Below are 24,403 nucleotides of genomic sequence, written 5' to 3'. Positions count from 1 at the left end.
ACCTTACCCGCCCGTCCTCATGGCAGCAAGCGGCAGCCCGCCTGCGCGCCCTGCCAGGCCGCCTGGTTGCGCTGGCCAAGGCCTTCGGCGCGGACACGCCGTTGTGGGCCGTCTTCCTCCAGCCGGCTCAGGGGCAACCATTGCTTCACATATCCCCGGCAATAGGCTTCGTCGAAGCCCATCACGAAGCGGCACGAGCAGTACTCCTTGGCCGAATAGGCCGAAAGGATGCCCGGGAAGTCCGCCAATGCCTGGCGCTCCAGCCATGCCCAGCCAAGCAAGGCGACGATCGTCAGCAACAGCACGCGCTTCATGCGCCCTCCCTGGTCAGGGCTGCGAGCACCCGCTTGAGCAGTTCGTTATGGCGGTAGCTGCCGTCGCGGTCATCGGCATAGCGCACGATCACCAGCTTCTGCGACGGCACGATATACAACGCCTGGCCCCAGTGGCCGAGCGCCGCATAGGTATCGGTCGGGGCGTCGGGCCACGGTGTCGGGCTTCCTGGCAGTGGCAGGTTGAGCCACCAGTGGCCGCCCGGGGTGGGTTCACCGGCTACTGCGGCGGCCTGGGTGAACGCTGTGCGGTTGAACGCAACCCAGCTTGCTGGCAACAGCGGGTGCCCTTGCCAGCGACCATCGCGTTGCATCAACAAACCGATGCGCGCCAGGTCGCGGGCACTGAGGTAGAGGTAAGAGGAGCCGACGAACGTGCCCGCGCCATCACGCTCCCACACCGCGCTGCCGATGCCCAACGGGGTGAACAGCGCTTGCCAGGGGTAGCCGGCATAGGTACTGGCATCGAGCATGCCGCGCAGTGTGGCAGCCAGCACGTTGCTGTCGCCGCTGGAGTAGAGAAAGCGCCGGCCAGGCTTTTCGGCACTGGCGCGGGCAGCGGCATAGGCCGCCATGTCGTCGCGCCCGCGGGTATAGAGCATGGCCACCACCGAAGACTTCAGCGGTGCGTACTCGTAGTCTTCCTGCCACTCCAGGCCGCTGGCCCAGTGCAGCAGGTCGGCCAGCTGCACATCAGGGTGGGCCTGCATCGGCGGGTAGAAGCGTGCGGCCGGGTCGTGCAGCTGAAAGCGGCCTTCACCCTGGGCCACGCCGAGCACGGTGGCCAGCACGCTCTTGCTGACCGACCAGGTCAGGTGCGCGGTATTGGCGGTGGTGGGGGCGGTGTAGCGTTCGTGGAGGATGCGACCGTCACGGATGATCAACAAGGCGTCGGTGCGGATGCCGCTGCGCTCGCTGGCGTTGCCCTCCGGGAAAGCGTAGGCATCGACGGCCTGCCAGTCGAGGGCAGTGTCGTCGACTGGCCAGTCCGGTTCCGGCCAGACCTCGGCCCAGGCGGGGCACACAGTTAATGCAAGGCTCAGAAGCAGTGCTTTCATCGTTATCGCCCAAGGGGGGCTGCGAAGCGGCCCCGGGATCTGAAAGATCGCCCAGTTTTTCAGGCTTTCATGACAGCCCTGCTGCCAACCAGGCCTTGGCCAGGCGCTTTTCGCGCGCCGCAGTGGCCAGTGCCAGCACCCCCTGATCGCGCTGCCAAAGTTGCGCCCACTGCTCCGGCCCTGCCAGCAGCGCCTTGTCGACTGCCCCGCGCAGCTCCTGAAACTGCGAAAACAATCCCCCCAGCAGCAGGTGGCAGCCGACGCTGTCAGGGCACTGTCGGCTACCCTCGGCGCATGCCGCCAACAGCGCCAGTAGACGCAGGCGCAGCTCCTGCGGCCAGCCACACTCTTGCCCTACCCCGTAAAGCCAGGCGGTCAGCGCCGCGAGCACGTACAAGTCTTCCAGCGAGCGGAACGGTTTGACGTAAGCGTCCCAGCCATCGCCAGCCAGCAGCTCGCACGCCGCGTCCTGCAAGTGCAGGCGACCATGCCCGACTTCGGGCATCAGCGGCAGGGTCGGCAATGCGTCCAGCGTAACCCCGGCCTCCCCCGGGTAGACCACCGCCAGACTCAAGCGCGGCGCTTCACCCAGCGCTTCGCTGCGTGCGGCCACCAGCAGCCACTCGGCATCCAGGCCGGCGGTGACGAAATCCTTGGCGCCATTGAGGCGCAAACCGACCAGCCGGGTATGCATGTCTGCCGGGCGCACGCTACGCCGCTCGGTGGCGCACAGCGCACCCAGGCTGGCCGGTGCACTGGGCCAGAGCACGCGCAAGGCAGCCTGGTAACCGATGAGGAACGCCAGGCCCGGCGTGGCCATGGCGCGGCCGCCCAGCACCGCCAGTTCGAACGGGGCTACCGCGCCAAGGCGTTCGAGCTGCGCGGCATAGGCCTCGCCCAAAGTGCCGGCAAGGGGCTGGCGGAGGGGGTCGTTGAGTCGTTGCAACCAAGCCATCGGGCGCTCCTTCACGGGGGCTGTCGGGGTGTGTCATGCAAGCATCACCAAAGGTTCACGGGGGTGACACCGCGCCTACCTAGGCTGACTTTGCACAACAAAGCCGACCGGCCGCAACCTTTCATGGCTGGCTTATGGAGACTCGTAATGACTCGGATCGCTCACTCTGGCGACAACAGCACTGAACGCCGTCTGCAAGCCGAACGCCTGGTCGGCGCTGCGGCCCTGCAGGAAGCCCAGGCCCTGCGCTACAAGGTGTTCAGCGCGGAGTTCAAGGCCAAGCTCAAAGGCGCCGAACTGGGCCTGGATATGGATGACTACGACGTACACTGCCGCCACATCGGCGTGCGCGACCTGAGCACTGGCGAGTTGGTGGCCACCACGCGCCTGCTCGACCACCAGGCAGCCAGCAGCCTGGGGCGTTTCTACAGCGAAGAAGAATTCAGCCTGCACGGCCTGCTGCAACTGCAGGGCCCGATTCTCGAACTCGGCCGCACCTGCGTCGCCGCCAACTACCGCAACGGCGGCACCATCGCCGTGCTTTGGGGTGAGCTGGCGGAGGTGCTCAACGAGGGGCGCTACAGCTACCTGATGGGCTGCGCCAGCATCCCCATGCAGGACGGCGGCATGCAAGCCCACGCGGTCATGCAGCGCCTGCGCGAGCGCTACCTGTGCACCGAGCACCTGCGTGCCGTGCCGAAGAACCCGCTGCCCAGCCTGGCCCTGCCGAACAACGTCATCGCTGAAATGCCGCCACTGCTCAAGGCCTACATGCGCCTGGGCGCAAAAATTTGCGGCGAGCCGTGCTGGGACGAGGATTTCCAGGTCGCCGACGTGTTCATCCTGCTCAAGCGCGACGACCTCTGCCCGCGCTACGCCCGCCACTTCAAGGCAGCGGTCTGATGCCTGGCCTGCGGGTAGTCGCCCGCCTCTCGCGGCTGCTGCTGGTGTTGTCGCTGGGCATGCTCATGGCCGGTGTCATTGCCGTGGGCGAACGCTTGGGCATCAAGGCCTCGATCGACCTTCGCCAGCGCTGGTCCTGCTGGTTCATGAAACGCCTGGTCGCCGCCTTGCCCTTCGAGGTACGGGTAATCGGTGAGCTGCCGCAACAGCCGATGTTGTGGGTCAGCAACCACGTTTCCTGGACCGACATTCCCCTGCTCGGCATGCTGCTGCCGCTGTCGTTCCTGTCCAAGGCCGAAGTGCGTCACTGGCCGGTGGCCGGCTGGCTGGCGGAAAAGGCCGGCACGCTGTTCATCCGCCGCGGTGGCGGCGACGGCCAACGCCTGCGCCAACAGATCGGCGAGCAACTGGGCCAGGCACGGCCGCTGCTGATCTTTCCCGAAGGCACCACCACCGACGGGCGCCAATTGCGCACTTTCCACGGCCGCTTGCTGGCCGGAGCCATCGATCGAGGTGTGGCTGTGCAGCCGGTGGCCATTCAGTACCTACGCCATGGCGAAGCGGACCCGGTTGCGCCGTTCATTGGTGACGATGATCTGGTTTCGCACTTGCTGCGCTTGTTTGCCGAGCCTCGGGGTGAGGTGTGCATTCACTTGCTGAAGCCAATTGGCAGTGGCGGGAAGGAACGTGCGGCGCTGGCGTTTCAGGCGCAGCAGGCGATTCACATGGCGTTGTTCGGGGCTGAGGAAGTGGCGGTAGTGCCACGGCGTCAAGCGCGGGCTGCGTGAACCTGACGTTGGAGCAGCGTGGAATGCGAGATCGAGCGCCGCACGGGCGGCGCTCGATCCAACAGACGCCAAAGCGCTGAGGTCATGCCCTCCCTGCCGCCGCAAACGCCTGCAGCTGTGGGTAAAACTCGCGAAAATCCGCCAGCAACGGCTCATACAACCGCTCCAGCTCATCCATCACCCCAGCCATGCCTTCAGGCCGCGACAAGCGCCGGGCAATGCCGTTGAATACCTGCTCCAGCGTGGCGAAATCGCCATACGCCCCCAGCCAGTCGTCCGCCGCCATGAACGGCGCAATCCGTGCCAGCCGCCCTGGCAGTTCGGGCTCGGCGAGCAGCACCCGGTAAAAATCTCGGGTGAACTGCCCCAGCGGCTGCTCGGCGTAATCCCCCCAGTGCCGCGCCAGGCAATGGTCGAAAAACACATCCATGACGATCCCGGCAAAACGCCGCCGCTCCCGTGGGAAGCGCGCCATTGCCGCCAGCACCACCGGATGCTGGTCGGTGTAACTGTCGATATGCCGATGCAGCCGGATGGCCGCCTCCAGCGCAGGCGGAAAGCGCCCCTCCAGCGAGCCTTTGACGAAGTCGCCATACAGGCTGCCAAGCAGTTGCTGCGGCGCCGGGCCGCCCAGGTGCAGGTGTGCGAGGTAGTTCATGGGCGCAGTCTAGCACTGCCGGCACATATATCGTTATAACGCGATATAGCGATTCGCGCTCAGCTCAGAACTTCTTCATATTTGTATATCGCGAAATAACGATGTTAGTTTCGCCCTATCGCGATATACCGCTACAGCACGAGCCTCCACCCATGCCACTCGATCTCGACGAAATCATAAAAGCACTGGCCCATCCGGTCAGGCGAGAAATCCTCAGCTGGCTGAAAGACCCGGCAACGCAGTTTCCCGACCAGTACCACAGCACCGAGAACGGTGTCTGTGCCGGGCAGATCGACCAGCGCTGCGGGCTGTCGCAGTCGACCGTCTCTGCCCACCTGGCCACCTTGCAACGGGCCGGCCTGATCAGCAGCCAGAAGGTCGGCCAGTGGCACTTCTTCAAACGCAACGAAGCCACCATCGAGGCGTTCCTCGAACAACTGCGCCAAGCGCTTTGACAAGGCAGGTAACCGTTATGACCACGCTTTTCGATCCAATCCAACTGGGCGACGTACAACTGCCCAACCGCATCATCATGGCCCCGCTGACCCGCTGCCGCGCCGACGAAGGCCGCGTGCCCAATGCGCTGATGGCCGAATACTACGTACAGCGCGCCAGTGCCGGCCTGATTCTCAGCGAGGCGACATCGGTCAGCGCGATGGGCGTCGGCTACCCCGACACGCCCGGCATCTGGAACGACCAGCAGGTGCGCGGCTGGCATAACGTCACCCAGGCCGTGCACGGCGCTGGCGGGCGCATTTTCCTGCAGCTGTGGCACGTTGGCCGTATCTCCCACCCTAGCTACCTCAATGGGGAGCTGCCCGTAGCGCCCAGCGCGATCCAGCCCAAAGGGCACGTCAGCCTGGTGCGCCCGCTGAGCGACTACCCGACCCCGCGCGCCCTGGAAACCGAAGAGATCGCCGACATCGTCGAGGCCTACCGCAGCGCTGCCGAGAACGCCAAGGCCGCCGGTTTCGACGGCGTGGAAATCCACGGCGCCAATGGCTACCTGCTGGACCAGTTCCTGCAGAGCAGCACCAACCAGCGTACCGACCAGTACGGCGGCTCGCTGGAAAATCGTGCGCGGTTGCTGCTGGAAGTGACCGATGCGGCTATCGACGTGTGGGGCCCAGGTCGCGTCGGCGTGCACTTGGCACCACGTGCCGATGCCCATGACATGGGCGATGCCGACCGCGCCGAGACCTTCACCTACGTGGCGCGCGAACTGGGTAAACGCGGCATTGCCTTTATCTGCTCGCGGGAGAAGGAGGCCGACGACAGCATCGGCCCGCTGATCAAGGCGGCATTCGGTGGCCCCTATATCGTCAACGAACGCTTCGACAAGGCCAGCGCCAACGCTGCCTTGGCGGCGGGCAAGGCCGATGCGGTGGCGTTCGGCGTGCCGTTCATAGCAAACCCGGACCTGCCGGCGCGGCTGGCGGCGGATGCTCCGCTGAACGAGGCACATCCGGAGACGTTCTATGGCAAAGGGCCGGTGGGCTACATCGACTATCCGCGCCTGTAACCGAGCTCGTCGGGGGCCGCTTTGCGGCCCCCTGCAGGTTCAAGGCCGGGAATTGATCTGCTGCTGCAGGTTCTGAATCTGACTCTGCAGGGTATTCAAGTTGCGCGTGGTCTGCCCGCGGAACGCATCGAACTCCTGCACCGTCGCCCCACTCGATGACGCCGTGCGGTTTTCCATCTGGGTCTTGAGCACCAGCACATCCTGCTCCAGGCTTTCCACTGCAGCCTTCTGGTTGCCCTGCTTTTTCAATGCGGCCACTTCATCGCTCAGGCTCTTCAGTTGGCCATCGAGCTTGCCGCCATCCACTTGCCCCGACTTCAGCGCCGCCAACTCCGCATTCACGGCCTTCAACTGGGCCTGCAGTTGCGTCTGCAGCTCGGTCACCGCTTTCTGCTGCTCACGGGTATCGGCCAGCACCTGCTCCAGGCGCTTGCCCAGGTCACCCGCCTGCCCGGCCACACCTTGCTGCTGCTTGCCCTGCTCGGCCAGGCTGGCCTGCAACTGACGGATCTGCAGCTTCAATGCTTCACTGCCGGTGGCAGTCGATGACTCGCTGGCCTCGACCTTGCCGCTGATGGCCTGCAAACGCCCGGCAGCTTCTTCGCTGATCCGCGCGAAGCTTTCCTGGGTGGCCACCAGTTGCTGCTCCATCAGCGAAATCTGCTGAAAGCTCCACCAGCCCAGCCCTGCCAAAGCGATGAACGACGCGCCCAGCAATGCCCACAGTGGCCCATTGCTGGCGGGCCTGGCAGCCTTTTGGCGGCTGCGCGAGACGTGCGCGGGCAGCAACTCGTCGTCATCGGGGGTACCCGCCCGCAAGGTGGGCACATCATCGAAATCGTCGTGGGCATCGTTACGCATAGGTGGCTTCAACCGCGGTGGTAGCAAAGAGACATGAGTATAAACCGCTCGTACGGCGCACTGATGACCATCATACGTCGATCGGGTTCACTGGCCCGGCGGTTGATGCTTCCACCAGGCACAGAATTCATCCAGCGCGGTCCACAGGCTGACCTTGGGCTGGTAATCCAGATATTGACGGGCGCGGCTGATGTCCAGGGTGAAGTCACGGCTCATGACCTGCATGCCCAGACGCGACAAAGTTGGCTGCGGGCGCCCGGGCCACAGCATGCAGGCGGCTTCGTTCAGCGCCGCAAGGCTGTAGGCCAGGCCGTAAGGGCGGTAGCGGGTAACCTGCGGCAGCTGCATCTGGCGCATCACGTAGTTGACCACGTCCCACAGCGGCAGCGGCTGGCCATTGCTGATGTTATAGGCCTGGCCCAGTGCACGGTCTTCGGCGAACAGCGCGCTGAGCAGCGCCTCGTTGAGGTTGTGCACGCTGGTGAAGTCGACCTTGTTCAGGCCGTTGCCGATGATCGCCACACGGCCCTTGCGCTGCATCTGCATCAAGCGCGGGAAGATACTTGCATCACCGGCCCCGGTAACGAAGCGTGGCCGCAACGCCAACACCTCCAGGCCGAACTCCTGGGCACCGAAGACTTTCTGCTCGGCGATATGCTTGGTTTGCGCATAGTGGTCGTGAAAACGACGCGGTACCTGGTCTTCCCGGATACCCAGGCGCGAACGCCCATTGAAATAGATCGACGGCGACGACAGGTGCACCAGCCGTCGCACATGCTCCTTGAGGCAGCCCTCGACGACGTTTTCCGTGACCACCACATTGCCTTGGTGGAAGTCCTGGTAGCGCCCCCAGCTGCCCACTGCGCCCGCGCAATGCACCACCGCCTCGACGCCTTGGCACAGGCGGCGGGCCAGTTCAGGGTCACCCAGGTCGCCAGGGATGAACTGTGCACCACGTTTGACCAGGTGCTCCACGCCTTCGGCGCGCCGGCCGCTGACCCGCACAGCCAGGCCTTGCTCCAGGGCAAAGCGCGCAAAACGCCCGCCAATGAAGCCGCTCGCGCCGGTGACCAGAATTTGCATGTATGACTCCACCTTGATTTCAGATGCAACAGACGCCAGCCGCCGCTACAAGGGCACCAGCCAATGCCGTGCCGTGTGCCGCAGGTGTTCGGTCAGTTGCGCGAGCAGGTGCCCGCCGTTGCGCCAATGATGCCAGTACAACGGCACATCGATGGGGGTATCGCTGCAGATTTCCACCAGTTGGCCATTGGCCAATTGCTCACGAGCCTGCAATTCGGGCACCAGGCCCCAGCCCAGGCCGGCTTCGGTCATGCGCAGGAAACCTTCGGACGACGGGCACAAATGGTGCAGGAAGCCATCCTCGATCCCCAGCGAAGCCAGGTAACGGTGCTGCAGGAAGTCGTCTGGCCCGTAGACGATGGCCGGTGTGCGGGCCAGCCGTTGCGCCGCGAAACCCTGCGGGAAATGCCGCGCCATGAACCCTGGGCTGGCGAGCGCCCGATAGCGCATGGCACCTAGCGGCAGGCTGCGTGCGCCAGCCACCGGCCGCTCGCTGCCACACAGGCAGGCCGCCACTTCGCCCGCCCGCATGCGCTTGAGGCCAACCTCCTGATCTTCCACCACCAGGTCGGTGAGTAACTGATGCTCGGCGCAGAATGCTCCCACCGCACCGGCCCACCAGGTCGCCAGGCTGTCGGCGTTGAGGGCGATACGCAGGCGTTCCGGCATGCCCTCCTCGTCCAGCGCCGGCACCTGGCGTTGCAAGTCACGTTCGAGCAGCCGTACCTGCTGCACATGGTTGAGCAGTTGCCGGCCGACTTCGGTCGGACTCGGCGGTGCAGCACGCACCAGTACCGGTTGGCCGACCCGCGCTTCGAGCAGCTTGATGCGCTGCGAAATGGCCGACTGAGACAGCCCAAGCACCTGCGCGGCACGTTCGAAACCGCCTTGCTCGATCACCGCCGCGAGGGCAGCCAGCAGCTTGTAGTCGAACATCGATTTTCCTAATGACGGATCAGCGTTATTTGTTTTTCTTATACAGCGTACCTCGCCACACTATCCAGCATCTTCTTTGGAGTCATTGCCATGTGGCAAAGCTATCTCAACGGCATGCTGGTGGCCTTCGGCCTGATCATGGCCATCGGTGCACAAAACGCTTTCGTCCTCGCCCAGAGCCTGCGCCGCGAGCACCATTTGCCCGTGGCTGCGCTGTGCATCATCTGCGATGCGATCCTGGTGGCAGCCGGGGTGTTCGGCCTGGCCACGGTGTTGGCGCACAACCCGACGTTGCTGGCGATCGCCCGCTGGGGCGGGGCAGTGTTTCTCATCTGGTATGGCGCCAAGGCACTGCGCAGTGCCTGTTCCAAGCAGAGCCTGCAACACCAGGAGGGCCAGGGCATGCGCTCGCGCAAGGCGGTCCTGCTGAGCGCGTTGGCGGTGACCCTGCTCAACCCGCATGTGTACCTCGACACGGTCCTGCTGATCGGCTCGCTCGGGGCCCAGCAGACAGCGCCAGGGGCTTATGTGGCAGGTGCGGCCAGCGCTTCGCTGCTGTGGTTTTCGACCTTGGCGATCGGTGCGGCCTGGCTCGCGCCATGGCTGGCGCGGCCAGCCACCTGGCGGATGCTTGACCTGATGGTGGCGGTAATGATGTTTGCCGTGGCGGCGCAGCTGATCTTCAACTGAGGGCCGCCGGTCGGCGGCCGCCAACCGCTCTGGAACCTCTATTCCCTATCTTTGTTGCGTGGTTATGCGTCGGGCCCGGTGCTATGATCCAGCCCTTGCGTCGCAAAGAGTTCAAACTCGCCGACGTACATCGGGCCGCCCGTGATCGGCCTTGCGCAAACCGCAAACAGACCTGAATCAGGAGATCCACCATGGCTTTTGAATTGCCGCCGCTGCCGTACGCCCACGATGCCCTGCAGCCGCACATCTCCAAGGAAACCCTGGAGTATCACCACGACAAGCACCACAACACCTATGTCGTGAACCTGAACAACCTGGTCCCAGGCACCGAATTCGAAGGCAAGAGCCTGGAAGAGATCGTCAAGAGCTCTTCGGGCGGCATCTTCAACAACGCCGCTCAAGTCTGGAACCACACCTTCTACTGGAACTGCCTGGCACCTAACGCCGGTGGCCAGCCGACCGGCGCCCTGGCTGATGCCATCAACGCTGCTTTCGGTTCCTTCGACAAGTTCAAGGAAGAGTTCACCAAGACTTCGGTCGGCACCTTCGGTTCCGGCTGGGGCTGGCTGGTGAAGAAAGCTGACGGCTCCCTGGCCCTGGCCAGCACCATCGGCGCCGGCTGCCCGCTGACCAGCGGCGACACCCCGCTGCTGACCTGCGATGTCTGGGAACACGCCTACTACATCGACTACCGCAACCTGCGTCCGAAGTACGTCGAGGCGTTCTGGAACCTGGTCAACTGGAAATTCGTTGCCGAGCAGTTCGAAGGCAAGACCTTCAAGGCCTGATTCAGTCAGCCCTGAACGAAAAGCCCGGCCCAGCGCCGGGCTTTTTCATGCCTGACAGTTTTCCTTCGAAGTCTTGCTCAGCGCGTAGAGCACGCTAACATCAACCGTCTGGAAGTTTGATACCGCGCACTCAAGTTGCAGGGTCGGGCAACCGATACACTACCCAAGGTCGGCCGATAGTGTATTGCCAACGGTTAATGGCAAAATGATGTTATGCGCATGGATTAAGGAAAACCCCATTGAAGCTGGAATTGCGGAACAGCTTGTCGGTCAAGTTGCTCAGGGTCGTGCTCCTTTCGGCGCTGGCGGTCGGCGTCGTCCTCAGTTGCGCGCAGATCGTCTACGACACCTACAAGACCCGCCAGGCCGTCAATAACGACGCCCAACGCATTCTCGACATGTTCCGCGACCCCTCCACCCAGGCGGTGTACAGCCTCGACCGTGAAATGGGCATGCAGGTGATGGAAGGCCTGTTCCAGGACGAGTCGGTGCGCATGGCTTCGATCGGCCACCCCAACGAAACCATGCTGGCGGAAAAATCCCGTCCGCTGCAGGACATGTCGATGCGCTGGCTGACCGACCTGATCCTCGGCCAGGAACGCACCTACACCACCCAACTGGTCGGCCGTGGCCCGTACAGCGAGTACTACGGCGACCTGAGCATCACCCTCGACACGTCGTCCTATGGCGAAGACTTCCTGGTCAATGCGGTGATCATCTTCATTTCCGGCGTGCTGCGCGCCCTGGCCATGGGCCTGGTGCTCTACCTGGTGTATCACTGGCTGCTGACCAAGCCGCTGTCGAAGATCATCGAGCACCTTACCCAGATCAACCCTGACCGCCCCAGCCAGCACCAGATCCCGCTGCTCAAGGGCCACGAGAAGAATGAGCTGGGCCTCTGGGTCAATACCGCCAACCAGCTGCTGGCCTCGATCGAGCGCAACACCCACCTGCGCCACGAAGCCGAGAACAGCTTGCAGCGCATGGCGCAGTACGATTTCCTCACCGGCCTGCCCAACCGCCAGCAATTGCAGGCGCAACTCGACAAGATCCTCGCCGACGCCGGCCGCCTGCAACATCGCGTGGCCGTACTGTGCGTAGGCCTGGACGACTTCAAGGGCATCAACGAGCAGTTCAGCTACCAGGCCGGCGACCAGTTGCTGCTGGCCCTGGCCGATCGCCTGCGCGCTCACAGTGGCCGCCTGGGTTCCCTGGCACGGCTGGGAGGCGACCAGTTTGCCCTGGTCCAGGCCAATATCCAGCAGCCCTACGAGGCGGCAGAGCTGGCCCAGAGCATTCTCGACGACCTCGAACTGCCGTTCGCCCTGGACCAACAGCAAATCCGCCTGCGCGCCACCATCGGCATCACCCTTTTCCCGGAGGACGGTGACAGCACCGAGAAGCTGCTGCAAAAGGCCGAACAGACCATGACCCTGGCCAAGGCCCGCTCGCGCAACCGTTACCAGTTCTACATCGCCAGCGTCGACAGCGAAATGCGCCGCCGCCGCGAGCTGGAAAAAGACCTGCGCGAAGCCCTGCCGCGCAACCAGCTGTACCTGGTCTACCAACCGCAAATCAGTTACCGCGACCACCGCGTGGTCGGCGTCGAGGCCTTGTTGCGCTGGCAGCACCCGGAGCTCGGCATGGTCCCGCCCGATCAGTTCATCCCGCTGGCCGAACAGAACGGCAGCATCATCAGGATTGGCGAGTGGGTACTCGACCAGGCCTGCCGGCAGTTGCGCGAATGGCATGACATGGGCTTCAGCGAATTACGCATGGCGGTCAACCTGTCCACCGTCCAGCTGCATCACAGCAAGCTGCCGCGGGTGGTCAACAACCTGCTGCAGGCTTACCGCCTGCCTCCGCGCAGCCTGGAGCTGGAAGTGACCGAGACCGGCCTGATGGAAGACATCAGCACCGCCGCCCAGCACCTGCTCAGCTTGCGCCGCTCGGGGGCGCTGATCGCCATCGACGATTTCGGCACCGGTTACTCGTCGCTCAGCTACCTGAAGTCGCTGCCGCTGGACAAGATCAAGATCGACAAGAGCTTCGTCCAGGACCTGCTCGACGATGATGATGACGCGACCATCGTTCGCGCCATCATCCAGCTGGGCAAGAGCCTGGGCATGCAGGTGATTGCCGAAGGCGTGGAAACCGCCGAGCAGGAAACCTACATCATCGCCCAAGGCTGCCATGAGGGTCAGGGCTATCACTACAGCAAGCCGTTGTCGGCCCGCGAACTGACCAACTTCCTCAAACAAGCCCAGCGCAATCAGGTCTCCGCGCTGTAAGGCTTGCCCCCTCGATTTCGGCCCGTGACGCGCATTTGCATGAATTGCGCGCCAACCCCTTTACAGCAAATGCAAATCTTTCGCATGATGTTGTCGTTTCGCGTGCCACGGCGCACGGCCCAACCCCTTGGTCCAACCACACGACGCAGGAAAACCCACAATGATTCGTATGCCCCTGGCCTCCGCCAGTCTGCTGGCCATCGCCATCGCTCTCGCCGGTTGCGGCGAAGGCAAGGATGACAAGGCTGCCGCTCCGCAAGCTCAGGCACCTGCTGCGGCCAGCACCGCAGCGGCGGCGCCCGGGGCTGTCGACGAAGCGGCCGGCAAAGCCGTGGTCAAGCACTACACCGAAATGGTCTATGCCGTGTACAGCGACGCGCTGAGCACCGCCAAGACCCTGCAGACCGCCGTCGACGCGTTCCTTGCCAAGCCCAACGACGAAACCCTGAAAGCCGCCAAAGAGGCCTGGGCTGCCGCGCGCGTACCTTACCTGCAGAGCGAGGTGTTCCGCTTCGGCAATACCATCATTGATGACTGGGAAGGTCAGGTGAATTCCTGGCCGCTGGACGAAGGCCTGATCGACTATGTCGACAAGAGCTATGAGCATGCCCTGGGCAACCCGGCGGCCAGCGCCAACATCATCGCCAACACCGAGATCCAGGTGGGTGAAGAGAAAGTCGATGTCAAGGACATCACCCCTGAGAAGCTGGCCAGCCTGAACGAACTGGCAGGTTCCGAAGCCAACGTCGCCACCGGCTACCACGCCATCGAGTTCCTGCTCTGGGGCCAGGACCTCAACGGCACCGGCCCAGGCGCCGGCAACCGCCCGGCTTCCGATTACCTGGAAGGCAAAGGTGCCACCGGCGGCCACAACGACCGTCGCCGCGCCTACCTGAAGGCGGTCACCGAGCTGCTGGTCAAGGACCTTGAAGAGATGGTCGGCAACTGGAAGCCGAACGTCGCCGACAACTACCGTGCCACGCTGGAAGCCGAGCCGGTGGCCGATGGCCTGCGCAAGATGCTGTTCGGCATGGGCAGCCTGTCGCTGGGCGAACTGGCCGGTGAGCGCATGAAGGTCTCGCTGGAAGCCAACTCGCCGGAAGACGAGCAGGACTGCTTCAGCGACAACACCCACTACTCGCACTTCTACGACGCCAAGGGCATCCGTAACGTCTACCTGGGCGAGTACACCCGTGTCGACGGCACCAAGCTGACCGGCCCGAGCCTGTCTTCGCTGGTGGCCAAAGCCGATCCGGCTGCCGACGCCACCCTCAAGGCCGACCTCGAAGCCACCGAAGCGAAAATCCAGGTGATGGTCGACCACGCGCTCAAGGGCGAGCACTACGACCAGCTGATCGCCGCCGACAACGCTGCCGGCAACCAGATCGTGCGTGATGCCATCGCCTCGCTGGTCAAGCAGACCGGCTCGATCGAGCAGGCTGCCGGCAAGCTGGGCATCGCCAACCTGAACCCGGACACCGCCGATCACGAGTTCTGATTCGCGGAGCGGGTGTTGAAAAGAGGCGACCTTCGGGTCGCCTTTTTTCTGTGCCGGCCTCTTCGCGGCTAAAGCCGCTCCCACAGGATCTCCACAGGCTCCGACCTTGTGTGGTCCCTGTGGGAGCGGGTTTACCCGCGAAAGGGCCGGTGAAGTCCATGAAAATGCTGGCCTTTCACATCCTTTTCACCCGGGTAATTGCAAATTGCTCTTATTCAAATTACGCCAGCCTGCTAAGCTTGCACGCCGGTTTTTCGTCCACGCCCAGGATTTTGCATGTCCTCGTCGCTGTCCCGACTCTCCCCTTTGCTGCTGACCCTCGCCCTTGCCGCCTGTGACGACGCCCCGCGTTTCACCAAGGCCGAGCCCGGCGAAGCGCTGTCTGGCGGCCAGGCAACAGTCCAGCGCGACGACCGCAAGGCATTCTCCCTGCCCTCGGCCAACCTCTCGGCCGAGCGGCGCCTGGACTTCGCCGTGGGCAACAGCTTCTTCCGCAGCCCGTGGGTGATCGCCCCGTCCACCACCACCGCGCGTGATGGCCTGGGCCCGTTGTTCAACACCACGGCCTGCCAGAACTGCCACGTGCGCGATGGCCGCGGGCACCCACCTGGGCCCGATGACAGCAATGCCGTGGGCATGCTGGTGCGCCTGTCGATCCCCGATCAGCCTTACCTGGCCAAGCAGATCGAGCGCCTGGGCGTGGTCCCTGAGCCGGTCTACGGCACCCAGCTGCAGGACATGGCCATCCCCGGCGTGGCGCCAGAGGGCAAGGTGCGGGTGAACTACACCACCCAGACCGTCACCTTCAAGGACGGCCACCCGGTCGAACTGCGCCGCCCGACCCTGCAGATCACCCAGCTTGGCTATGGCCCGATGCACCCCGACACGCGCTTCTCGGCCCGTGTCGCCCCGCCGATGATTGGCCTGGGCCTGCTCGAAGCCATCGCCGAAGCCGACATCCTGGCCAACGAAGACCCGAACGACCGCAACCACGATGGTATCCGCGGCCGCGCCAACCGGGTCTGGGACGACGCCCAGGGCAAGACCATGATCGGCCGCTTCGGCTGGAAGGCCGGGCAGCCCAACGTCAACCAGCAGAACGTGCACGCCTTCAACGGCGACATGGGCCTGACCAGCCGCTTGCAACCGAAGGACGACTGCACCCCTGCCCAGGTCGACTGCCTGGCCGCGCCCAATGGCGACGGTGAAGGCGACGAGAAGGAGGTCAGCGACAACATCCTGCGCCTGGTCACGTTCTACACCCGCAATCTCGGCGTGCCGGCACGTCGTGACGTCGCCGCACCGCAAGTGCTGGCCGGCAAGAATCTGTTCTTCCAGGCCGGTTGCCAGGCCTGCCATATCCCGCAGTTCACCACGGCCGCCAACACCGCCGAAGCGGAGCTGGCCAACCAGGTGATCCGCCCGTACAGCGACCTGCTGTTGCACGACATGGGCCCGGGCCTGGCCGACGAGCGCACCGAATTCGCCGCCAACGGCCAGGACTGGCGTACCCCGCCGCTGTGGGGCATCGGCCTGACCGAAACGGTCAGCGGCCACACCCAGTACCTGCACGACGGCCGCGCCCGCAACCTGCTCGAAGCCGTGCTCTGGCACGGCGGCGAAGCACAGTCGGCGCGCGACCATGTCTTGACCTTCAATGCCGAGCAGCGCGCCGCGTTGCTGGCTTTCCTGAACTCACTTTAAAACGCGCAAGGAGCCGGGCATGTTCCGACCCAAACTGTTGTTCACCAGCCTCGCCGCACTCGCCTTGGGTGCCTGCTCGCCGCAGGACCCGCAGGCAGTGACTTCCGCCGCCATCGCCAAGCAGGTGATCCTGCCGACCTACAGCCGCTGGGTCGAAGCCGACCGCCAGCTGGCCGCCAGCGCCCTGGCCTACTGTGAGGGCAAGGAAAGCCTGGACACCGCCCGCGCCGATTTCCTCAATGCGCAAAAAGCCTGGGCCGAACTGCAACCGCTGCTGGTCGGCCCGCTGGCCGAAGGCAACCGCGCCTGGCAGGTACAATTCTGGCCTGACAAGAAGAACCTGGTCGGCCGCCAGGTCGAGCAGCTGGTCAATGGCGACAAGCCGGTCGATGCCGCCGCCCTGGGCAAGGCCAGCGTCGTGGTGCGCGGCCTTTCGGCTTACGAGTACATCCTTTTCGACAGCAAGCCGGACATCGCCACTGCCGAGCAGAAGGCCCGCTATTGCCCGCTGCTGGTCGCCATTGCCGATCACCAGAAGGCCCTGGCCGAGGATATCCTCAAGACCTGGAACAGCACCGACGGCATGCTGTCGCAGATGACCAAGTTCCCCAACCAGCGCTACGCCGACTCGCACGAGGCGATCGCCGACCTGCTGCGCTCCCAGGTCACCGCCCTGGACACCCTGAAGAAGAAGCTGGGCGCCCCCATGGGCCGCCAGAGCAAGGGCATCCCACAACCGCTGCAGGCCGAAGCCTGGCGCAGCCACTCCTCGCTGAAAAGCCTGGAAGCCACCCTCAAGGCCGCCCAGGCGGTGTGGGTCGGGGTCGACAACCAGGGCCTGCGCAGCCTGCTGCCCAGCGATCAGAAACCCCTGGCGCAGAAGATCGACGACGCCTACGCTACGGCGCTCAAACTGCTGGCCGACAACCAGAAGACCCTCGGCGAGCTGCTGGCCGACGACACTGGGCAGCAGACCCTCAATCAGATCTACGATGCGCTGAACGCCGTCCACCGCCTGCACGAAGGCGACCTGGCCAAGGCGCTGAACATCCAGCTGGGCTTCAATGCCAACGACGGTGACTGATCATGCTGCGACGCCAGGCCCTCAAACTCGGTAGCGTATTGCTCAGCGCCCTGACCCTGGGCGGCTGGAGCCTGCTGCGCAACAAAGGCAGCGAACCCTTGCTGTTGTCGGCGCGGGACGATGGCGACGGCAAGCATTACGCGGTCGGGTTCCGCCTGGACGGCACCCAGGTGTTCAGCACCCAGGTCGCCCAGCGTTGCCATGCCATCATCAACCACCCCGAGCTGCCGATCGCCCTGTTCGTCGCCCGTCGCCCCGGTACCGAAAGCTATCTGGTCGACCTGCGCGATGGGCGCTTGCTGCAGACCATCACCTCGCAACCAAACCGCCACTTCTACGGCCATGCGGTGATCCACAAGGGTGGCGAATGGCTATATGCCACCGAAAACGACACCACCGACCCAGGCCGCGGCGTGCTCGGTGTGTACCGTTTCGAGGGCGAGCGCCTGGTGCACAGCGGTGAGATCCCGACCCATGGCATCGGCCCCCATGAGGTGGCCTGGCTGCCGGACGGCGAAACCCTGGTCGTGGCCAATGGCGGTATCCGCACCGAGGCCGAGAGCCGGGTCGAGATGAACCTCGACGCCATGGAACCCAGCCTGGTGCTGATGCAGCGCGACGGCACCCTGCTGAGCAAGGAAACCCTGGCCCAGCAGATGAACAGCGTGCGCCACCTCGCAGTGGGCGACGATGGCACCATTGCCGCCTGCCAGCAGTTCATGGGGGCTGCCGACGAGACCGCCGAGCTGCTGGCGATCAAGCGCCCGGGCGAGCCGTTCAAGGCCTTCCCGGTGCCGGAGCGCCAGCTGCAATCGATGGCCCAGTACACCGCCAGCGTCGCCATCCACAGCGACCTGCGCCTGGTAGCGCTGACCGCACCGCGGGCCAACCGCCTGTTCGTCTGGGACCTGGACAGCGGTGCGGTGAAGCTCGATGCACCGATGCCCGATTGCGCCGGGGTCGGCGCGGTCAAGGACGGATTTGTCGTGACTTCCGGGCAGGGTCGCTGTCGCTTCTACGATTGCCGCAAGGCCGAGCTCATCGGGCAACCGATGAACCTGCCGTCCGGGTTCTGGGACAACCACCTGCACCTGGTCTGACTCTGCTGCTGCCTGCACTGGCCTCATCGCGGCTGAAGCCGCTCCTGCAGGGACCGCGTAAACCCGACTGCGCGGTCCCTGTGGGTGCGGCTTCAGCCGTGAGAGGGCCGGCGCAGGCAATCCCCTCACCCTTCTGCAATACTTCCTCCATTCGCACGTGGGCAGGATCGCCCGTTGTCGTGTTTGACCGAATAACAATCACGCATCCAAGGAACCGGGCTTATGCTACGCCGCCGCATGCTCATCATGTTGGCTGTCGTTCTGTTGATCGTGCTGGCCCTGGGGGGCTACAAGGGCTTCTCGATCTACCAACAGATCCAGATGTTCTCTGCGCCCAGGCCGCCCATCACCGTTGCGGCCGCCCCGGCCGAACAGCGCCAGTGGCAGGAGCGCCTCCCTGCCGTCGGCAGCCTCAAGGCGCTGCAAGGCGTCGAACTGAGCCTGGAAGTGGAGGGCATCGTCAAGGCCTTGTATTTCGACTCCGGGCAGAAGGTCAAAGCCGGGCAACCCCTGCTGCAGCTCAACGACGACCAGGAAACCGCCCTGCTCGGCACTGCCCAGGCCGACCTGGGGCTGGCCAAGGTCGACTTCGGTCGCGGCAGCCAGCTGGTCGGTGATGCCGCCATCTCCCGCGGTGAATTCGATCGCCTGTCCTCCCAGTACCGGCGCAATCAGGCGGTGGTTGAACAGCTCAAGGCACAGAAGATCAAGAAAAGCATCAACGCGCCGTTCAGTGGCACCATCGGCATTCGCCAGGTGGACATCGGCCAGTACCTGGCCGCCGGCACGGTGATTGCCACCCTGCAGGATCTGTCCAGCCTGTACGTCGACTTCAACGTCCCGGAGCAGGCGTTGCCGCGCCTGAGCCTGGGCCAGCAGGTGCTGGTGCAGGTAGCCGCCTACCCTGGCCAGACCTTCCCAGCCAGCCTCAGCGCGATCAACCCCAAGGTCGATGAGAACACGCGCAACCTGCTGGTTCGCGCAACCCTGGCCAACCCGGACGACAAACTGCTGCCAGGCATGTTCGCCAACCTGCTGATCCTGCTGCCCGACCCGCAACCCCAGGTGGTCGTGCCGGAAAGTGCAATCACCTACACCCTCTACGGCAACTCGGTGTACGTCGCCACGCCGAAGCAGGACCAGGACGGCAAACCCACCACCGACGATAAGGGCGAGCCACAGCTCAGCGCCGAACAGCGCACCGTACAGACCGGCGAACGCCGCGATGGGCTGGTGGTGGTCAGCAAGGGCCTCAAGGCCGGGGAGCAGGTGGTCACCGCCGGGCAGCTCAAGCTGACCCCTGGTGCGGCCATCCGCATTGGCCAGGACAGCGTGCTCAAGCCCGAACAGGGCGCACCGCGCAGCGACTGAGCAGGAGGCAGGCATGGCGTTCACCGACCCGTTCATCCGCCGCCCGGTGCTGGCCAGCGTGGTCAGCCTGCTGATCCTGCTGCTCGGCTTCCAGGCTTGGCACAAACTGCAGATCCGCCAGTACCCGAAAATGGAGAACGCCCTGATCACGGTGACCACCGCCTACCCCGGGGCCAACGCCGAGACCATTCAGGGCTACATCACCCAGCCGCTGCAACAGAGCCTGGCCAGTGCCGAAGGCATCGACTACATGACCTCGGTCAGCCGCCAGAACTTCTCGGTGATTTCCATCTACGCGCGCATCGGCGCCGACAGCGACCGCCTGTTCACCGAACTGCTGGCCAAGGCCAACGAAGTGCGCAACCAGCTGCCGCAGAACGCCGAAGACCCGGTGCTCAGCAAGGAGGCCGCCGACGCCTCGGCACTGATGTACATCAGCTTCTACAGCAAGGAAATGAGCAACCCGCAGATCACCGACTACCTGTCACGGGTGATCCAGCCCAAGCTTGCCACCTTGCCAGGCATGGCCGAGGCGGAAATCCTTGGCAACCAGGTGTTCGCCATGCGCATCTGGATCGACCCGGTGAAACTGGCCGGCTTCGGCCTTGCCGCCAGCGACGTGACCAATGCCGTGCGCCGCTACAACTTTCTCTCCGCCGCTGGCGAGGTGAAGGGCGAATACGTGGTCACCAGCATCAACGCGAGCACCGAACTGAAATCGGCCGAAGCCTTTGCCGCCCTGCCGCTCAAGGTGTCCGGCGACAGTCGGGTGCTGCTGGGTGATGTGGCACGTGTGGAAATGGGCGCGGAAAACTACGACACGGTCAGCTCGTTCGACGGCACGCCGTCGGTCTATATCGGCATCAAGGCCACTCCGGCAGCCAACCCGCTGGACGTGATCAAGGAAGTACGGCGCATCATGCCCGAGCTGGAGAGCCAGCTGCCGTCGGCGCTGAAGGTATCGATCGCCTACGACGCCACACTGTTCATCCAGGCCTCCATCGATGAAGTGATCAAGACCCTCGGCGAAGCGGTGCTGATCGTCATCGTGGTGGTGTTCCTGTTCCTCGGCGCCTTGCGCTCGGTGCTGATCCCGGTGGTGACCATTCCGCTGTCGATGATTGGCGTGCTGTTCTTCATGCAGATGATGGGTTACTCGCTGAACCTGCTGACGCTGCTGGCCATGGTGCTGGCCATCGGCCTGGTGGTGGACGATGCCATCGTGGTGGTAGAGAACATTCACCGGCACATGGAGGAAGGCAAGTCCCCCTTCGATGCTGCCCTGGAGGGCGCACGGGAGATCGCCATGCCGGTGGTGTCGATGACCATCACCCTGGCCGCGGTATACGCCCCCATCGGTTTTCTCACCGGGCTCACCGGTGCGCTGTTCAAGGAGTTCGCCCTGACCCTGGCCGGGGCGGTGGTGATCTCCGGCATCGTCGCCCTGACCCTGTCACCGATGATGTGCGCCCTGCTGCTGCGCCAGGAGCAGAACCCCAGCGGCCTGGCCCATCGGCTCGATGTGCTGTTCGACGGCCTCAAGGTACGTTATCAGCGCGTGCTGCACGCCACCCTCGACAGCCGCCCGGTGGTACTGGTGTTCGCCGTGATCATCCTGTGCCTGATCCCGCTGTTGCTCAAGTTCACCCAGAACGAACTGGCGCCCAACGAGGACCAGGGCGTGATCTTCATGATGAGCAGCTCGCCGCAGCCGGCCAACCTTGACTACCTGAATGCCTATACCGACCAGTTCACGCCGCTGTTCAAGAGTTTCCCCGAGTACTACTCGTCGTTCCAGATAAACGGTTTCAACGGTGTGCAGAGCGGCATCGGTGGCTTTCTGCTCAAGCCCTGGAACGAACGCCAACGCACGCAGATGGAGCTGCTGCCGCTGGTGCAGGCCAAACTCGAGCAGATCGGTGGGCTGCAGATCTTCGGTTTCAACCTGCCGTCGCTGCCGGGCACCGGCGAGGGCCTGCCGTTCCAGTTCGTGATCAACACCGCCGGTGACTACCCTGCCCTGCTGGAAGTCGCCCAGCGGGTCAAGCAGAGGGCGCAGGCGTCAGGCAAGTTCGCTTTCCTCGACATCGACCTGGCCTTCGACAAGCCAGAAGTGGTGGTCGACATCGACCGGGCCAAGGCGGCGCAGATGGGCGTGTCCATGGATACACTGGGCAGTACCCTGGCCACCCTGCTGGGCGAGGCTGAAATCAACCGTTTCACCCTCGAAGGTCGCAGCTACAAAGTGATTGCCCAGGTGGAGCGGCCCTACCGGGACAACGCCGGCTGGCTGAACAACTACTACGTGAAGAACGAGCAAGGGCAGCTGCTACCCTTGTCGACGCTGATCACCCTCCATGACCGGGCCCGCCCGCGCCAGCTAAACCAGTTCCAGCAGCTGAACTCGGCGATCATCCAAGGGGTGCCGATGGTCAGCATTGGCGAGGCGTTGCAGACGGTGCGCGATATCGCCCGGGAAGAAGCACCTGAGGGCTTTGCCTTCGACTATGCCGGGGCGGCCAGGCAGTACGTTCAGGAGGGCAGCGCCCTGTGGGTGACCTTCGGCCTGGCATTGGCGATCATCTTCCTGGTGCTGGCCGCGCAGTTCGAGAGCTTCCGCGACCCGCTGGTGATTCTGGTGACCGTACCCTTGTCGATCTGTGGCGCGCTGCTTCCGCTGTTCCTGGGCATCTCCAGCATGAACATCTATACCCAGGTCGGGCTGGTGACGCTGATCGGCCTGATCAGCAAGCACGGCATCCTGATCGTCGAGTTTGCCAACCAGTTGCGAGAGGAACAGGGCTTGAGCATTCGCCAGGCCATCGAGGAGGCTGCCGCCATTCGCCTGCGGCCGGTGCTGATGACCACGGCGGCCATGGTGTTCGGCATGGTGCCGCTGATTTTGGCTACCGGTGCCGGGGCGGTCAGCCGGTTCGACATCGGCACGGTGATTGCCACCGGGATGTCGATCGGGACCTTGTTCACCCTCTTCGTGCTGCCTTGCATCTACACCTTGCTGGCGCACAAATCGGCTACCAGGGAACCGGTGACAGCCTGATCAGGCTGCCTCAAAAACAAAGGCCTCGCGTTCGCGAGGCCTTCATCTTGCTCGAGCGCCATCAGCCAAACGGCCGCAGCCCCTGGCGCATGCCGAAGAGGAACAACAGCAAGTCCTGGTCTGGTTCAGCCTTGTTCTGCTGCGCCTTGACCGTATGCGGCACCGCGCATTGGCCAGCCTTGCTGAACACCACAGGCCGCGGCTCTTCCCAGGCAGCTACCGCCGCCGTGGTCACAGCCAACCCAGCCACCAGGAACAAAGCTCGAGCGATTTCTAGTTTCATTGCCCTAACCCTTTGACAGCGCTGCCAAACGCCATCTGGTAAAAATAGAGCAGCGTTTGCCATTCCGTGTCATTTAACGACGAGTGGCGGCGCAGCTGGCGCAGGTCGTTGCCTGCAGCCCGCTGACAGCTGATGCGTCGTCGGCACTTTTCCAGGTCCAGGAGTGCTACTTCGACGCGGGCCTGCTCACCTTCGCCGATGACCTTGATGAAGACGTGCTTGCCGTACAGGCAGCCATGCTGCCAATGGCCCAGGTGCATGCGTGCCAGGTTGTCGGCCAGGTCCTTGAGCATGCGTTCATGCACCACCTGGGGATACCGCTCGCGCGCACCATCTGCATGCCAGGTGTCGAGCTCGACAAAGCCATCCAGCGCCTCGCTGACCAGCAGCGCACGCCATTGATGCTCAGGATCACGCTCTGCACCACAAAACACGATACGTGGCACGCGCACGCCGAGTTGTTCGAAGCTGTTCAGTGCATCGAGCTCGCGCAACACCGTCGGCCTGCCGAATGGGTGTAACAGGCTGCGATAGATATGGCCAACCTGACGCTTGGCATACAGCACTTTGCCATTGCCATCCCTCAGACGTTGTACGCCACTTTCACCACCGCGCCGCTGGTTGGGTTCCTCGACCCATTCACCTTGCTGGCGCCAGTAAAAATCGAACCGCGACTCCCCATTTTGGGCTACAGCCATCAAACACTACCCCTTACGCAATACATATACCCGCCACATGGCATAGAACGGCAGGAAGTCGAGGCGCTCCTGGATTCTGAAGCCGGCGGCCTTGAATTCTGCTTCGACCGTTTCTGCCGGTAACACGAAACGGTTCTGATAGCTGCCCTGCTCGGCGTTGGCTCGGCGCTTTTGCTCGAGCTTCTGCCGGCGCCAAGCCTTGAAGTTGCCGTCCACCCACAATGACAGGATTACGCTGTCACGGCTAACCCTCTGAAACTCGTCGAGAATGGTTTTGCGATGAGCCGCTTGGCCGATATGGTGAAACAGCCGCATGCAGAAAATGCTGTCGACCGAATTATCCGGCAAATCGATCGCGAATGCCGAAGTCTGCAAAGGACGTACCCGCGCCACCACTTCTGGCGGTTGTGCGGCACAGGCGGTCTTGATCATCGCCTCGGAGTTGTCGGCGCCGATGATCACCCGGTTCGGCTTTTCCGCCAGCAGCGGCCAGAATCGGCCCGCTCCGCAGGGCAGATCGAGGACCAGGCCCGGTTCTCCGGCCAGCGTCAGGGCCCGACGGGCGAGATGCTCGTCGCGCTTGTGGGACAGGCGCCGGGCCAGCCCATCCTGATGCTTGAGGAAGTACGCTTGGGCATGTTGCTGGTCGTACTTTTCGGAAAATTCGAGTTTGATCGGGCTGCGCATCGAGAGGCTCCTATCTTCAATGCGCCTACCTTAGGTAACAAACCGTGGGAAACAG

Annotated in this window: 23 protein-coding genes; 13 read left to right on the top strand and 10 right to left on the bottom strand. The window is 63.8% G+C overall.

Annotated elements, in window-relative coordinates:
* Positions 1-17: 17 nt before the first annotated feature.
* The 3 genes from L6D64_RS06620 to L6D64_RS06610 all read right to left on the bottom strand — a co-directional run bounded on the left by L6D64_RS06620 (position 18) and on the right by L6D64_RS06610 (position 2,345).
* Positions 18-314: an amidase gene (locus L6D64_RS06620; RefSeq protein WP_176508355.1), complete on the bottom strand. Its 297-nt coding sequence runs from the start codon at positions 312-314 to the stop codon at positions 18-20.
* A complete protein-coding gene (locus L6D64_RS06615) occupies positions 311-1,390 on the bottom strand; it encodes a serine hydrolase domain-containing protein (protein ID WP_176508354.1) in 1,080 nt (359 codons plus the stop codon). The genes L6D64_RS06620 and L6D64_RS06615 overlap by 4 nt, the downstream gene beginning before the upstream one ends.
* 67 nt (positions 1,391-1,457) lie before the next feature.
* A complete protein-coding gene (locus tag L6D64_RS06610; RefSeq protein WP_176508353.1) occupies positions 1,458-2,345 on the bottom strand; it encodes an acyl-CoA dehydrogenase middle domain-containing protein in 888 nt (295 codons plus the stop codon).
* Between the two features lie 147 nt (positions 2,346-2,492).
* Between L6D64_RS06610 and olsB the strand changes: the two genes are divergently transcribed.
* Positions 2,493-3,248 carry an L-ornithine N(alpha)-acyltransferase gene (olsB, locus tag L6D64_RS06605; protein WP_054885079.1) on the top strand — a complete coding sequence of 252 codons (756 nt, stop codon included), beginning with the start codon at positions 2,493-2,495 and terminating at the stop codon, positions 3,246-3,248.
* Positions 3,248-4,036, top strand: a complete 789-nt coding sequence (locus L6D64_RS06600) for a lysophospholipid acyltransferase family protein (RefSeq protein WP_176508352.1) — start codon at positions 3,248-3,250, stop codon at positions 4,034-4,036. Before olsB ends, L6D64_RS06600 begins: the two co-directional genes overlap by 1 nt.
* A gap of 82 nt (positions 4,037-4,118) precedes the next feature.
* Here L6D64_RS06600 and L6D64_RS06595 read toward each other — a convergent pair whose 3' ends face one another.
* Positions 4,119-4,694 carry an acyl carrier protein phosphodiesterase gene (locus L6D64_RS06595; RefSeq protein WP_176508351.1) on the bottom strand — a complete coding sequence of 192 codons (576 nt, stop codon included), beginning with the start codon at positions 4,692-4,694 and terminating at the stop codon, positions 4,119-4,121.
* Between the two features lie 152 nt (positions 4,695-4,846).
* Between L6D64_RS06595 and L6D64_RS06590 the strand changes: the two genes are divergently transcribed.
* Both L6D64_RS06590 and L6D64_RS06585 read left to right on the top strand, forming a co-directional pair.
* Positions 4,847-5,149 carry an ArsR/SmtB family transcription factor gene (locus L6D64_RS06590; RefSeq protein WP_054885082.1) on the top strand — a complete coding sequence of 101 codons (303 nt, stop codon included), beginning with the start codon at positions 4,847-4,849 and terminating at the stop codon, positions 5,147-5,149.
* 17 nt (positions 5,150-5,166) lie between these two features.
* The gene (locus L6D64_RS06585) at positions 5,167-6,216 is read left to right on the top strand and encodes an alkene reductase (protein WP_176508350.1); all 1,050 of its coding nucleotides are present in this window, start codon (positions 5,167-5,169) and stop codon (positions 6,214-6,216) included.
* A 39-nt stretch (positions 6,217-6,255) separates the two neighbouring features.
* On the opposite strand, the gene L6D64_RS06580 is transcribed toward L6D64_RS06585, so the two are convergent.
* From L6D64_RS06580 to L6D64_RS06570, 3 genes are all read right to left on the bottom strand, one after another.
* On the bottom strand, positions 6,256-7,077 hold the full coding sequence (locus tag L6D64_RS06580) for an ATPase (protein WP_176508349.1): 822 nt from the start codon (positions 7,075-7,077) through the stop codon (positions 6,256-6,258).
* 87 nt (positions 7,078-7,164) lie between these two features.
* Positions 7,165-8,160 carry an NAD-dependent epimerase/dehydratase family protein gene (locus L6D64_RS06575; protein WP_054885085.1) on the bottom strand — a complete coding sequence of 332 codons (996 nt, stop codon included), beginning with the start codon at positions 8,158-8,160 and terminating at the stop codon, positions 7,165-7,167.
* A gap of 45 nt (positions 8,161-8,205) precedes the next feature.
* On the bottom strand, positions 8,206-9,096 hold the full coding sequence (locus L6D64_RS06570; protein ID WP_176508348.1) for a LysR family transcriptional regulator ArgP: 891 nt from the start codon (positions 9,094-9,096) through the stop codon (positions 8,206-8,208).
* Between the two features lie 90 nt (positions 9,097-9,186).
* Here L6D64_RS06570 and L6D64_RS06565 point away from each other — a divergent pair, with 90 nt between their 5' ends.
* From L6D64_RS06565 to L6D64_RS06525, 9 genes are all read left to right on the top strand, one after another.
* The gene (locus L6D64_RS06565; protein ID WP_176508347.1) at positions 9,187-9,786 is read left to right on the top strand and encodes a LysE/ArgO family amino acid transporter; all 600 of its coding nucleotides are present in this window, start codon (positions 9,187-9,189) and stop codon (positions 9,784-9,786) included.
* A gap of 191 nt (positions 9,787-9,977) precedes the next feature.
* Positions 9,978-10,574, top strand: coding sequence for a superoxide dismutase (locus L6D64_RS06560; RefSeq protein WP_176508346.1), 597 nt, complete (start codon positions 9,978-9,980; stop codon positions 10,572-10,574).
* Between the two features lie 239 nt (positions 10,575-10,813).
* Entirely contained in the window at positions 10,814-12,865 is a 2,052-nt protein-coding gene (locus tag L6D64_RS06555) for a putative bifunctional diguanylate cyclase/phosphodiesterase (RefSeq protein WP_176508345.1), read from the top strand.
* Positions 12,866-13,025: 160 nt separating this feature from the next.
* Entirely contained in the window at positions 13,026-14,363 is a 1,338-nt protein-coding gene (locus L6D64_RS06550) for an imelysin family protein (protein ID WP_176508344.1), read from the top strand.
* Positions 14,364-14,639: 276 nt separating this feature from the next.
* Positions 14,640-16,067, top strand: coding sequence for a di-heme oxidoreductase family protein (locus L6D64_RS06545; protein ID WP_176508343.1), 1,428 nt, complete (start codon positions 14,640-14,642; stop codon positions 16,065-16,067).
* Positions 16,068-16,086: 19 nt separating this feature from the next.
* Entirely contained in the window at positions 16,087-17,151 is a 1,065-nt protein-coding gene (locus L6D64_RS06540) for an imelysin family protein (protein ID WP_176508342.1), read from the top strand.
* A 2-nt stretch (positions 17,152-17,153) separates the two neighbouring features.
* A complete protein-coding gene (locus tag L6D64_RS06535) occupies positions 17,154-18,251 on the top strand; it encodes a DUF1513 domain-containing protein (protein WP_176508341.1) in 1,098 nt (365 codons plus the stop codon).
* Positions 18,252-18,473: 222 nt separating this feature from the next.
* Positions 18,474-19,622 carry an efflux RND transporter periplasmic adaptor subunit gene (locus L6D64_RS06530; RefSeq protein ID WP_176508340.1) on the top strand — a complete coding sequence of 383 codons (1,149 nt, stop codon included), beginning with the start codon at positions 18,474-18,476 and terminating at the stop codon, positions 19,620-19,622.
* 13 nt (positions 19,623-19,635) lie between these two features.
* Complete coding sequence (locus L6D64_RS06525; RefSeq protein WP_176508339.1) at positions 19,636-22,680, top strand: multidrug efflux RND transporter permease subunit; 3,045 nt, start codon at positions 19,636-19,638, stop codon at positions 22,678-22,680.
* Positions 22,681-22,741: 61 nt separating this feature from the next.
* Here the strand turns inward: L6D64_RS06525 and L6D64_RS06520 are convergent, their stop codons facing one another.
* From L6D64_RS06520 to L6D64_RS06510, 3 genes are read right to left on the bottom strand one after another with little or no spacing between them, the layout of a single operon-like run.
* A complete protein-coding gene (locus L6D64_RS06520) occupies positions 22,742-22,963 on the bottom strand; it encodes a hypothetical protein (RefSeq protein ID WP_176508338.1) in 222 nt (73 codons plus the stop codon).
* Entirely contained in the window at positions 22,960-23,661 is a 702-nt protein-coding gene (locus tag L6D64_RS06515) for a lipopolysaccharide kinase InaA family protein (RefSeq protein ID WP_176508337.1), read from the bottom strand. Before L6D64_RS06515 ends, L6D64_RS06520 begins: the two co-directional genes overlap by 4 nt.
* Before the next feature lie 6 nt (positions 23,662-23,667).
* Positions 23,668-24,348 (bottom strand): class I SAM-dependent methyltransferase, encoded by a 681-nt coding sequence (locus tag L6D64_RS06510; RefSeq protein WP_176508336.1) that lies wholly within the window; start codon positions 24,346-24,348, stop codon positions 23,668-23,670.
* Positions 24,349-24,403: the final 55 nt, after the last annotated feature.

Source organism: Pseudomonas urethralis, assembly GCF_021602465.1.
Classification (GTDB): Bacteria; Pseudomonadota; Gammaproteobacteria; order Pseudomonadales; family Pseudomonadaceae; genus Aquipseudomonas; species Aquipseudomonas vlassakiae.
Note: the sequence above shows the minus strand (reverse complement) of the source record. Positions and strands in the feature narration are given on the sequence as shown.

Coding starts and splice junctions, on each gene's coding strand:
- L6D64_RS06510 (WP_176508336.1), bottom strand. CDS start 24,348: ATGCGCAGCCCGATCAAACTCGAATTTTCCGAAAAGTACGACCAGCAA.
- L6D64_RS06620 (WP_176508355.1), bottom strand. CDS start 314: ATGAAGCGCGTGCTGTTGCTGACGATCGTCGCCTTGCTTGGCTGGGCA.
- L6D64_RS06535 (WP_176508341.1), top strand. CDS start 17,154: ATGCTGCGACGCCAGGCCCTCAAACTCGGTAGCGTATTGCTCAGCGCC.
- L6D64_RS06610 (WP_176508353.1), bottom strand. CDS start 2,345: ATGGCTTGGTTGCAACGACTCAACGACCCCCTCCGCCAGCCCCTTGCC.
- L6D64_RS06595 (WP_176508351.1), bottom strand. CDS start 4,694: ATGAACTACCTCGCACACCTGCACCTGGGCGGCCCGGCGCCGCAGCAA.
- L6D64_RS06530 (WP_176508340.1), top strand. CDS start 18,474: ATGCTACGCCGCCGCATGCTCATCATGTTGGCTGTCGTTCTGTTGATC.
- L6D64_RS06525 (WP_176508339.1), top strand. CDS start 19,636: ATGGCGTTCACCGACCCGTTCATCCGCCGCCCGGTGCTGGCCAGCGTG.
- L6D64_RS06540 (WP_176508342.1), top strand. CDS start 16,087: ATGTTCCGACCCAAACTGTTGTTCACCAGCCTCGCCGCACTCGCCTTG.
- L6D64_RS06550 (WP_176508344.1), top strand. CDS start 13,026: ATGATTCGTATGCCCCTGGCCTCCGCCAGTCTGCTGGCCATCGCCATC.
- L6D64_RS06520 (WP_176508338.1), bottom strand. CDS start 22,963: ATGAAACTAGAAATCGCTCGAGCTTTGTTCCTGGTGGCTGGGTTGGCT.
- L6D64_RS06580 (WP_176508349.1), bottom strand. CDS start 7,077: ATGCGTAACGATGCCCACGACGATTTCGATGATGTGCCCACCTTGCGG.
- L6D64_RS06560 (WP_176508346.1), top strand. CDS start 9,978: ATGGCTTTTGAATTGCCGCCGCTGCCGTACGCCCACGATGCCCTGCAG.
- L6D64_RS06515 (WP_176508337.1), bottom strand. CDS start 23,661: ATGGCTGTAGCCCAAAATGGGGAGTCGCGGTTCGATTTTTACTGGCGC.
- L6D64_RS06600 (WP_176508352.1), top strand. CDS start 3,248: ATGCCTGGCCTGCGGGTAGTCGCCCGCCTCTCGCGGCTGCTGCTGGTG.
- L6D64_RS06615 (WP_176508354.1), bottom strand. CDS start 1,390: ATGAAAGCACTGCTTCTGAGCCTTGCATTAACTGTGTGCCCCGCCTGG.
- L6D64_RS06565 (WP_176508347.1), top strand. CDS start 9,187: ATGTGGCAAAGCTATCTCAACGGCATGCTGGTGGCCTTCGGCCTGATC.
- olsB (WP_054885079.1), top strand. CDS start 2,493: ATGACTCGGATCGCTCACTCTGGCGACAACAGCACTGAACGCCGTCTG.
- L6D64_RS06545 (WP_176508343.1), top strand. CDS start 14,640: ATGTCCTCGTCGCTGTCCCGACTCTCCCCTTTGCTGCTGACCCTCGCC.
- L6D64_RS06575 (WP_054885085.1), bottom strand. CDS start 8,160: ATGCAAATTCTGGTCACCGGCGCGAGCGGCTTCATTGGCGGGCGTTTT.
- L6D64_RS06570 (WP_176508348.1), bottom strand. CDS start 9,096: ATGTTCGACTACAAGCTGCTGGCTGCCCTCGCGGCGGTGATCGAGCAA.
- L6D64_RS06590 (WP_054885082.1), top strand. CDS start 4,847: ATGCCACTCGATCTCGACGAAATCATAAAAGCACTGGCCCATCCGGTC.
- L6D64_RS06585 (WP_176508350.1), top strand. CDS start 5,167: ATGACCACGCTTTTCGATCCAATCCAACTGGGCGACGTACAACTGCCC.